Source organism: Aeromonas sp. 61P, from assembly GCF_051919545.1.
Taxonomy (GTDB): Bacteria; Pseudomonadota; Gammaproteobacteria; order Enterobacterales; family Aeromonadaceae; genus Aeromonas; species Aeromonas veronii.
In genome coordinates, this window is record NZ_JBQBEL010000001.1 from 1,865,214 (window position 1) to 1,876,094 (window position 10,881).

Annotated in this window: 8 protein-coding genes; 6 read left to right on the forward strand and 2 right to left on the reverse strand. The window is 58.6% G+C overall.

Features of this window, described 5'->3' with window-relative positions; translation table 11 throughout:
- The first annotated feature begins 3 nt into the window (after positions 1-3).
- The 5 genes from lpxA (at position 4) to accA (ending at position 7,120) form a co-directional block, all read left to right on the forward strand.
- The gene (gene lpxA, locus ACTG2O_RS09050; RefSeq protein WP_439975626.1) at positions 4-795 is read left to right on the forward strand and encodes an acyl-ACP--UDP-N-acetylglucosamine O-acyltransferase; all 792 of its coding nucleotides are present in this window, start codon (positions 4-6) and stop codon (positions 793-795) included.
- Positions 788-1,927, forward strand: a complete 1,140-nt coding sequence (lpxB, locus tag ACTG2O_RS09055) for a lipid-A-disaccharide synthase (RefSeq protein ID WP_439975627.1) — start codon at positions 788-790, stop codon at positions 1,925-1,927. Before lpxA ends, lpxB begins: the two co-directional genes overlap by 8 nt.
- Positions 1,928-2,045: 118 nt before the next feature.
- Positions 2,046-2,636: a ribonuclease HII gene (gene rnhB, locus ACTG2O_RS09060; RefSeq protein WP_043818967.1), complete on the forward strand. Its 591-nt coding sequence runs from the start codon at positions 2,046-2,048 to the stop codon at positions 2,634-2,636.
- 38 nt (positions 2,637-2,674) lie between these two features.
- A complete protein-coding gene (gene dnaE, locus ACTG2O_RS09065; protein WP_043818966.1) occupies positions 2,675-6,154 on the forward strand; it encodes a DNA polymerase III subunit alpha in 3,480 nt (1,159 codons plus the stop codon).
- A 15-nt stretch (positions 6,155-6,169) separates the two neighbouring features.
- Positions 6,170-7,120: an acetyl-CoA carboxylase carboxyl transferase subunit alpha gene (accA, locus tag ACTG2O_RS09070; protein ID WP_005338549.1), complete on the forward strand. Its 951-nt coding sequence runs from the start codon at positions 6,170-6,172 to the stop codon at positions 7,118-7,120.
- A 286-nt stretch (positions 7,121-7,406) separates the two neighbouring features.
- Here accA and ACTG2O_RS09075 read toward each other — a convergent pair whose 3' ends face one another.
- On the reverse strand, positions 7,407-7,589 hold the full coding sequence (locus ACTG2O_RS09075; RefSeq protein ID WP_005338547.1) for a DUF3545 family protein: 183 nt from the start codon (positions 7,587-7,589) through the stop codon (positions 7,407-7,409).
- Positions 7,590-7,748: 159 nt separating this feature from the next.
- Positions 7,749-8,699 (reverse strand): transaldolase, encoded by a 951-nt coding sequence (tal, locus tag ACTG2O_RS09080; protein WP_019445226.1) that lies wholly within the window; start codon positions 8,697-8,699, stop codon positions 7,749-7,751.
- Positions 8,700-9,400: 701 nt separating this feature from the next.
- Between tal and ACTG2O_RS09085 the strand changes: the two genes are divergently transcribed.
- Positions 9,401-10,831, forward strand: a complete 1,431-nt coding sequence (locus ACTG2O_RS09085; RefSeq protein WP_013724018.1) for an alanine/glycine:cation symporter family protein — start codon at positions 9,401-9,403, stop codon at positions 10,829-10,831.
- Positions 10,832-10,881: the final 50 nt, after the last annotated feature.

Below are 10,881 nucleotides of genomic sequence, written 5' to 3' on the forward strand. Positions count from 1 at the left end.
CACGTGATCGACCAGACTGCCATCATTCACGATACTGCCATCGTCCATGAGTCTGCCGTGATCGGTAAAGGGGTTGAAATCGGCCCCTTTTCTGTCATCGGCGCCGAGGTGGAAATCGGTGACAACACCTGGGTAGGTTCCCATGTGGTGATCAAGGGCCCGACCAAGATTGGTTGCGGCAACAAGATCTTCCAGCACACCTCCATCGGTGAGGATTGCCAGGACAAGAAGTATGCCGGTGAGCGCACCTTCCTCGAGATCGGCGACAACAACGTCATTCGCGAGAACTGCACCTTCCACCGTGGCACCATTCAGGATCAGAGCCTGACCAAAGTGGGCAGCGGTAACCTGTTCATGGTCAACGTTCACGTTGCCCATGACTGCATCATCGGTGACAACTGTATCTTCGCCAACAACGCGACCCTGGCGGGCCACGTGGTGATCGGTGACTTCGTGATCTTTGGTGGTCTCTCCGCCATTCACCAGTTTGGCCGCGTCGGCTCCCACGCCTTCGTCGGTGGCTGCGCCGCCCTGAACAAGGACGTGCCGCCTTACGTAATGGCCGCCGGCAACTACGCCAAGCCGTTCGGGGTCAACTCTGAAGGTCTGCGTCGCCGCGGTTTCAGCGCCGAGGCCATCTCTGCCGTCAAGCGTGCCTACAAAGAGATCTTCCGTTCCGGCAAGACCATCGAAGAGGTGCTGCCGGTGCTGATCGAGATGGCGCAAGCCGAACCGGCCATCCAGCTCTATGTGGACTTCCTCAAAGATAACGAGCGCGGGATCATCCGTGCCTGATCAGGTTCGTATCGGTATCGTCGCCGGAGAGGTCTCCGGCGACATTCTGGCTGCCGGTCTGGTGCGCGAGCTGCAAGCCCGCTACCCGGATGCGCAGTTCGAAGGGATCGCAGGGCCGCGGATGCAGGCCCTCGGCGTCAAGGCGCTGTTCGAGATGGAAGAGCTCTCCGTCATGGGGATCACCGAGGTGCTGGGCCGTCTGCCGCGCATCCTCAAGGTCCGTCGCGAACTGCTGCGCCACTTTATTGCCAATCCGCCCGATATCTTCATCGGCGTGGATGCACCGGATTTCAATATCGGAGTGGAGCTGAAACTGCGCCGCGCCGGTATCAAGACGGTTCACTATGTCAGCCCCTCTGTGTGGGCCTGGCGCCAGAACCGCATTCACAAGATCAAGGCCGCCACCGACATGGTGCTCGCCTTCCTGCCATTCGAGAAAGCCTTCTACGACCGCTTCGACGCCCCTTGCCGTTTTGTCGGTCACACCATGGCGGATGATATTCCGCTGGTGCCGGATCAGGCCGCCGTGCGTCGCAATCTCGGTATCGATGCCAATCGCCGCTGGCTGGCGGTGCTGCCGGGCAGCCGCACCGCAGAAGTGGGCTTTATGTCCCCCCTGTTTCTCGAGGCGTGCAAACACCTGACGGTGCGCTATCCGGATCTCGGCTTCATCGTGCCGCTGGTCAACCAGAAACGGCGTGAGCAGTTTATGGCCATCAAGGCCGAGGTAGCGCCGGGTCTCGACATGGTGCTGCTGGAAGGGCAGGGCCGCGAGGCGATGATCGCCGCTGACGTGGTGATGCTGGCCTCCGGCACCGCAGCGCTCGAAGCCATGCTGGTGAAAAAGCCGATGGTGGTGGGTTACAAGCTCAAGCCCTTCAGCTACTGGCTGGCCCAGCGACTGGTGAAGACCGAATTTGTCTCTCTGCCCAACCTGCTGGCCGGTCGCATGCTGGTGCCGGAACTCATCCAGCACGAGTGCACCCCGGAGAATCTGGTGGAAGAGGTGAGCAAGTACTTCGAGCACGACAACAGTGCGCTGGTCAACACCTTCACCGAGCTGCACCAGCTGATCCGCTGCAATGCCGACTCGCAGGCCGCCGATGCGGTGGCGGATCTGCTCGGCAGATAACGCTATTTCGGACCGTCGATTGCGCCGCGCTACCCGTTCATTCGTTTTCGAGCGGTAATGCCGCGCCAGTCGACCCTTGTCAGGCCCCACGGGGCCTGTTTTGATTCAAGGCTACAAGATGATGATCGATATTCCTGACGACAAGCTGGTTGCCGGTGTGGACGAAGTGGGTCGTGGCCCCCTGGTGGGTGACGTGGTCACCGCTGCGGTCATTCTCGATCCCGCCAATCCGATCGCGGGGCTCAACGACTCCAAGAAGCTCTCCGAGAAGAAGCGCCTCGCCCTGTTTGACGAGATCAAAGAAAAAGCGCTCGCCTGGGCCATCGGTCGCGCCACTCCGGAGGAGATCGACGAGCTCAACATCCTGCATGCCACCATGCTGGCGATGCAGCGCGCCGTGGCGGGGTTGAAGGTTACCCCCGAGCTGGTCTTTATCGATGGCAACCGCTGCCCGGCATTGCCGATGGAAGCGCGTGCCGTGGTCAAGGGCGATAGCCTGGTGGCCGCCATCAGCGCCGCTTCTATCCTCGCCAAGGTGACACGAGATGCGGAGATGACCGAGCTGGACAGCCGTCATCCCGAGTATGGTTTTGCCCGCCACAAGGGTTATCCGACCGCTGAGCACCTCGCCATTCTGGCCGAACGGGGCCCGTTGCCCGAATATCGCAAGAGCTTCAAACCGGTGCGCCGCGCACTGGGGATCGAGTAGACCATGCCATTTAGTTTGAGCAGCGAGAGGAGATGACGATGGCTGAACCCCGTTTTATCCACCTGCGAGTCCACTCCGACTTCTCCATGGTCGATGGCCTGCAGAAGATCAATCCCATCGTCGGGGCGGCGGCGGCCAACAACATGCCGGCGCTGGCGCTGACCGACCAGATGAACATGTGCGGTCTGGTGCGCTTCTATGGCGCAGCTCACGGCAAGGGGATCAAACCCATCGTCGGGGCCGACTTCTGGGTGCAGAGCGATGAGCTCGGCGACGAGCAGTTCCGTCTCACCCTGCTCGCCATGGATAACGACGGCTACCAGAACATCACCCTGCTTATTTCCCGCGGTTACCAGCGCGGCCACGTGCAGGGGCGTCCGGTTATTGACAAGAGCTGGCTCGCCGAGCATGCCAAGGGGGTGATAGTCCTCTCTGGCGGGCGCGAGGGGGATGTGGGCAAGTTCCTGCTCAAGGGCAACCGGCAGATGACCGAGCAGTGTGTCGCCTTCTATCAGACCCACTTCCCGGATGCCTACTACCTCGAACTGCTGCGTACCGGTCGACCCGACGAAGAGGTCTACTTGCACATGGCGGTGGCCATCGCCACCGAGTTCGAGCTGCCTGTGGTCGCCACCAACGAGGTGGTGTTCCTCAACGCCGATGACTTCGACGCCCACGAGATCCGGGTTGCCATCCACGATGGCTATACCCTGATGGACAAACGCCGCCCCCGTCGCTACAGCCCGCAGCAGTACCTGCGTAGTCAGGAGGAGATGGCGGAGCTGTTTGCCGACATTCCCGAAGCGCTGGAAAACACGGTGGAGATCGCCAAACGCTGCAACGTGACGGTGCGTCTCGGCGAATACTTCCTGCCCAACTTCCCGACTGGCGACATGACTACCGAAGATTTTCTGGTGGCCAAGTCGAAAGAGGGTCTGGAGGAGCGTCTCGAGTTCCTGTTCCCGGATCCGCAAGTGCGGGCCGAGCGCCGGCCCGAGTATGACGAGCGTCTCGACATCGAGTTGAAAGTGATCAACCAGATGGGGTTCCCGGGTTACTTCCTCATCGTGATGGAGTTTATCCAGTGGTCCAAGGACAACGGCATTCCCGTTGGCCCGGGCCGGGGCTCGGGGGCGGGCTCTCTGGTGGCTTACGCCCTCAAGATCACCGACCTCGACCCACTGGAATTTGACCTGCTGTTCGAACGTTTCCTGAACCCCGAGCGGGTATCCATGCCCGACTTCGACGTCGACTTCTGCATGGACCGACGCGATGAGGTGATCGAGCACGTCTCCGACATGTACGGCCGGGACGCGGTCTCCCAGATCATCACCTTCGGTAGCATGGCGGCCAAGGCGGTGGTGCGGGACGTAGGCCGGGTGCTGGGCCACGCTTACGGCTTTGTGGATCGCATCTCCAAGCTGATCCCGCCGGATCCGGGCATGACGCTTGCCAAGGCATTCGAGGCCGAGCCCAAGCTGCCCGAGCTCTACGAGCAGGATGAGGAGGTCAAAGACCTCATCGACATGGCACGTCGCCTGGAAGGGGTGGTGCGCAACGCCGGTAAACATGCCGGTGGCGTGGTGATCGCACCCACCAAGATCACCGACTTTGCGCCGCTCTACTGCGATGACGAAGGCCATCACCCGGTCACCCAGTTCGACAAGAACGACGTGGAGTACGCCGGTCTGGTGAAGTTCGACTTCCTGGGTCTGCGGACCCTCACCATCATCGACTGGGCGCTCGGTATGATAAACCCGCGTCTTGCCAAAGAGGGCAAGCCGCCGGTCGATATCGCCGCCATCCCCATCGATGACAAGAAGTCGTTCGACCTGCTGCAGCGCTACGAGACAACAGCGGTATTCCAGCTGGAATCTCGCGGCATGAAGGATCTCATCAAGCGGCTGCGCCCCGACTGTTTCGAAGACATGATCGCACTGGTGGCCCTGTTCCGACCGGGCCCGCTCCAGTCTGGCATGGTGGATAACTTCATCGACCGCAAGCACGGTAATGAAGCGATCTCCTATCCGGACGAGAAGTGGCAGCACGAGAGCCTGAAACCGATTCTGGAACCGACCTACGGTATCATCCTCTATCAGGAGCAGGTGATGCAGATTGCCCAGACCCTGGCGGGTTATACGCTGGGTGGCGCGGATATGCTGCGCCGGGCGATGGGCAAGAAAAAGCCCGAGGAGATGGCCAAGCAGCGGGCCGGTTTCGAGGAGGGCGCCGTCAAGAATGGCGTCGACGGCGAACTGGCGATGAAGATCTTCGATCTGGTGGAGAAGTTTGCGGGCTACGGCTTCAACAAATCCCACTCCGCCGCCTACGCGCTGGTCTCCTACCAGACCCTCTGGCTCAAGACCCACTTCCCGGCCGAGTTCATGGCGGCGGTGATGACCGCCGATATGGACAACACCGACAAGATCGTGACCCTGGTGGATGAGTGCCAGCGGATGGGGCTCACCGTGATCCCGCCGGATGTGAACACCGGCCGCTATCGCTTCTCGGTCAACGAAGATGGCCATATCGTCTACGGGATCGGGGCGGTGAAAGGAGTCGGTGAAGGCCCCATCGATGCGATCTTGAGCGCCCGGGATCAGGACGGCCCGTTCCGCGATCTGTTCGACTTCTGTAACCGGGTCGACATCAAGAAGCTCAACAAGCGGGTGATGGAGAAGCTGATCCTCTCCGGCGCCATGGATCGGCTCGGCCCCCACCGCGCCGCCCTGATGGCGACGCTGGAGGAGGCGATGCGTGCCGCCGAGCAGCACGCCAAGGCGCAGGCGGTGGGGCAGGTCGACATGTTCGGCGTGCTCACCGAAGAGATTGACGACGTCAAGAAGGCGTTTGCCAACGTGCCGCACTGGCCTGACAAGGTATGGCTGGAAGGGGAGCGCGAGACCCTCGGACTCTATCTCACCGGCCACCCCATCAACCAGTACAGCAGCGAATTGCGTCGTTATACCTCGGGTCGCCTGTGCGATCTGCATCCCACCTCCCGCGATACCGTAACCACGGCGGCGGGGCTGGTGATTGCGGCCCGCAGCATGGTGACCAAGCGTGGCAACAAGATGGGGATCTTCACCCTGGACGACCGTTCCGGTCGCCTCGATGTGACCCTGTTCAGTGAAGCGCTGGAAAAATATGAAGAATTGATGCAAAAAGACCGCATTTTGGTGGTTTCTGGACAGGTCAGCTTTGATGACTTCTCCGGTGGCCTTAAAATGTCGGCTCGAGAATTACTGGATATCAACGATGCGAGGGAGCGTTTTGCCAGAGCAATCCGCATCTCCCTCGATGAACAGCGGATTGATGATCGCTTTTTCCCGCGTTTGTGCGAGATTTTGGAGCCCGCCCGTGCCGGAGTCTGTCCGGTTCAGGTAAACTATCGTCGCCCCGGCTCCCGGGTGCGATTGACGCTCGGTACCGAGTGGCGGGTGACGCCCACCGATCAACTGATAGATGACTTGCGAGTCCTGCTTGGACGAGAGCGGGTTGAATTGGTTTTTGATTAGAGGTTCTAAGGCCCTATGAGTCTTTTTCTGGATTTTGAACAGCCGATTGCCGAGTTGCAGGCGCAGATTGATGAACTCAAACATGTGAGTGAAGGCAATCACGCCGTGGATCTGAAAGACGAGATCCGCCGGCTGGAGAAGAAAAACGAAGAGCTGACCAAGAAGATCTTCGGTGATCTGGGTGCCTGGCAGGTATCCCAGATGGCGCGTCATCCCCAGCGCCCCTACACCTTTGACTATATCGAGCATATCTTCACCGATTTCGACGAGTTGGCTGGCGATCGCGCCTATGCCGATGACAAGGCTATCGTCGGTGGCATCGCCCGTCTCGACGGTGAGCCGGTGATGGTGATTGGTCACCAGAAGGGTCGCGAGACCAAAGAGAAGATCAAGCGCAACTTCGGCATGCCGCGTCCGGAAGGGTACCGCAAGGCGCTGCGTCTGATGGAGATGGCCGAGCGCTTCAAGATGCCGATCATCACCTTTATCGACACCCCGGGCGCTTACCCCGGCGTCGGTGCCGAAGAGCGTGGTCAGTCCGAAGCGATTGCCCGCAACCTGAAAGTGATGGCCGGTCTGACCGTGCCGGTGGTCTGCACCGTGATCGGTGAGGGTGGCTCCGGTGGCGCGTTGGCAATCGGTGTGGGTGACCGCGTCAACATGCTGCAGTACTCCACCTACTCCGTCATCTCGCCGGAAGGGTGTGCCTCCATCCTGTGGAAGAGCGCAGACAAGGCTTCTGTGGCTGCCGAAGCGATGGGTATCACTGCCCAGCGTCTGAAAGAGCTCAAGCTGATCGACCACGTGATCGACGAGCCCCTCGGTGGTGCCCACCGCGATGTGGAGAAGATGGCCAAAAACCTCAAGGCCCGCATCAAGCAGGATCTGGACGCACTGCGTCCGCTCGATACCGAGCAGCTGCTGGAGCAGCGTTACCAGCGTCTGCTGGGCTACGGCTACTGCTAAGCGCAGCCGACAGCCCCGAGTATTCAGGCCCCCGTCAGCGACGGGGGCTTTTTATTGCTGATGACATGTCTTGCGGTGATTGCCCCAACGCGCCCTGAAACGGCGCAGTTCAGTCTTCGCGGGTGAGGTGCATGGTCTTTATGCCATGCCGTTGGTGATGGCTGTCAGTAGCCTACAGCATCCTTTGGCATCGCTGGCGATGGCATGACAAGCCACGTGATCATCCGATTGCGGCAGAAAAAAGCGCCCCGACTGTGCGGAGCGCTTTTACAGGTGTCTGGCAGTATTACAGTTCAATCTCGTCTGTAAGACCTTCATAGGCGATATCGATGGATTGCAGCTCCTTCTGCAGGCGATGTTTGTCTTTCAACGCCTCGATTTCACGCCATTTACGTTTTTTTCCCGTTGTCCCGCGGCTACGCGAACCGAGTTCAACCACCTCGTCATAATCGAAGTTGAACATTTCCATGGCTCCCTCCTTGGTTTTTATCGTTTTCACCACCCGTATAACATAACGAATCTGAAATTAAAACGTTTTCGTGACGACTCTATGACAGCGCTAAAAAAGCCCATGAAAAAAACCGGGCCCCTTGGTAGGGGCCCGGTTTTTATCAGAAAAAAGAACTGATTACAGACGGCTTGCCAGCATGGTTTCCAGCTTGCCCTGGTCGATGGCGAACATGCGGATGCCTTCGCCCAGCTTCTCGTGAGCCATGGCATCCTGGTTCAGTTCCCAGCGGAATTCGGTTTCGGTCATCGGAGTCGGTTTGGCCTTGCGCTCACCGGTGTAGTCCAGTTTGCGTACCACGGCGCCTTCGGTCTTGCTCAGCTCTTCCAGCAGGGCCGGGCCAATGGTCAGGCGGTCGCAACCGGCCAGTTCCAGGATCTCGCCGGTGTTGCGGAAGCTGGCGCCCATCACCACGGTCGGGTAGTCGTGCTGCTTGTAGTAGTTGTAGATGGAGGTGACGGAGACCACGCCCGGATCTTCGCTGGCGGTGTAATCACGGCCATTTTTGGCCTTGTACCAGTCGAGGATACGACCCACGAACGGGGAGATCAGGAAGGCACCGGCTTCGGCACAGGCACGGGCCTGGGCGAAGGAGAACAGCAGGGTCAGGTTGCACTGGATACCCTCTTTCTCCAGAACCTCGGCGGCACGGATCCCTTCCCAGGTGGAGGCCAGCTTGATCAGAATGCGGTCGTTGCTGATACCCGCTTCGTTGTAAAGACGGATCAGCTTGCGGGCCTTGGCGATGCTGGCTTCGGTATCGAAGGAGAGACGGGCGTCCACTTCGGTAGAGATACGGCCCGGAACGATCTTCAGCACTTCCAGACCGATGTTGACGGCCAGCTTGTCGCCCGCGTCGATGATTTGCTGTGCCTTGTCCTGGCTCTGGGCTTTGGCCCACTTGATGGCGTCTTCGATCAGCGGAGCGTACTCGGGGATCTCGGAAGCCTTCAGAACCAGAGAGGGGTTGGTGGTGGCATCGATGGGCTGATAGCGTTTGATGGCTTCGATATCACCGGTGTCGGCAACAACAGTGGTCAGGGCTTTCAGCTGGGTTAATTTATCGGCCATAGCGAATATCATCTCTTAATGAGGGAGTAATCCCTGGGTTGCGGGCTTGAGACGGTGGTTCTGAAATAAAATTACAGGATCTTGGTGCCTCAGGCTCAGAAAAGCGCGATGGGGGCGGCCCATCGTCATTGCCTGCCTAATTAATACTGATGTGCTGCATCCTGCAATAGGGGCGCTTGGTTGTTAAACATTCAGGCTGTTGAGTTATCCCGCTTTATGGCGTGAAACTATATGATTAGTAAGGTTTTTTACATTTCATCCTGACCTCGCTCCGGTTTGCTTTCAGCTGAACTTTTTTAGCCAATATCCATATTTGTGTCGTCGATCACATAAATTATCTCACTACGTACTTGAAATTTAATTACAGCGAAAACGTTTGGCGAAATGTTTCCGTTTGAAAGCCATTTCATGCAAGCGTTTGCGTTTTCGGATAGCTCATCAGGGATATATCAAAATGGTTCTCTTATGGGGCTTAATGGTGGCCTGTCTGATTGAATTATTGAGTTTGTTGAAAGTTTGCGATTTAAATGGAGCTTTATGGGCTTTTACCGTTCGTTTTTTGTGTCTCGCGTGACCGGGATCACTATTCCGGGCTCTCCCGCTGTGCTAGATTCCGCCCCTTTAGCGAAACGCTAATTAAACGACAGACAGAAAACGGTCAGCGCAGACTGACCATGGATGTGAATAACAACGAGAGAATTATGGACACCTTGATTGCGATGCTAAACGACCTGATGTGGGGAGCCGTGCTCATCTACCTGCTCATCGGGGTCGGTATCTTTTTCACCTTCCGCCTGGGTTTTATCCAGATCCGTCACTTTGGCCACATGTTTTCCGTGCTGAAAAACAGCCGTAAATCGGACAACGCAGGCATCTCCTCCTTCCAGGCCCTCTGTACCAGCCTTGCCGCCCGTGTCGGCACCGGCAACCTGGCCGGTGTGGCTGTCGCCATCTATCTGGGTGGCCCCGGCGCCATCTTCTGGATGTGGCTGATTGCCTTTATCGGCATGGCGACCGCATTCGTCGAAAGCACTCTGGCCCAGCTCTACAAGGTCAAGGATGAGGATGGCAACTACCGTGGTGGCCCGGCCTACTACATGGAGAAAGGCCTTGGCATGCGCTGGATGGGGGTGGTGTTTTCGCTCTGCCTGATCCTGGCATTTGGTCTGGTGTTCAACGCGGTGCAGGCCAACTCCATCAGTCTGGCGATGAAGGTGGCGTTTGGCATTCCTGACTGGGTCAGCGGTCTGGCGCTGGTGGCGCTCTCCGGCCTGATTATCTTCGGCGGCATTCGTGGCATTGCCCGTTTTGCCGAGCTGGTGGTGCCCTTTATGGCGCTGGCCTACATCCTGCTGGCGCTGGTGATCGTGGCGATGAACATCACCGAGTTGCCCCATGTCTTCATGCTGATCATCAAGTCCGCCTTCGGGATTGAGCAGGCAGGCTCGGGTGCGCTCGGTTATGCCATCTCCCAGGCGATGATCAACGGTATCAAGCGCGGTCTCTTCTCCAACGAAGCGGGGATGGGCTCTGCGCCCAACGCTGCGGCGACTGCCACTCCCTATCCGCCGCACCCGGCCTCTCAGGGTTATGTGCAGATGCTGGGGGTCTTTATGGACACCATCGTCATCTGCAGCTGTACCGCCGCCATCATCCTGATGTCCGGTCAGTTTGAGCCGGGCTCCGGCGTGACCGGTGTCGAGCTGACCCAGCGGGCGCTCTCCTCCCAGATTGGCAGCGGTGGCAACATCTTCATTGCGGCGGCCATCTTCTTCTTCGCCTTCACCTCTATCGTGGCGAACTACTCCTATGCCGAGACCAATCTGGTGTTCCTCGAGCACAACCACAAGGGTGGCCTGATGCTGTTCCGGGTGTTCGTGCTGGGGATGGTGATGTTCGGTGCCGTGGGTGAGTTGCCGATTGTGTGGGCGATGGCAGATGTCTCCATGGGACTGATGGCCATAGTCAACCTGGTGGCGATCCTGCTGCTCTCCAGCGTTGCCATCAAGCTGGCGAAGGATTACAACGACCAGCTCCGGCTGGGCAAGGTGCCCACCTTCGATGCCAACAAATACCCCGAGATCCGCTCCCAGCTGGAAGAGGGGATCTGGGACAATCCGACCAAAAAGTAACAAGCGGTAAATCAAACCTCTTGATTAAAACCTGAAGGGGGAGCCGGTGG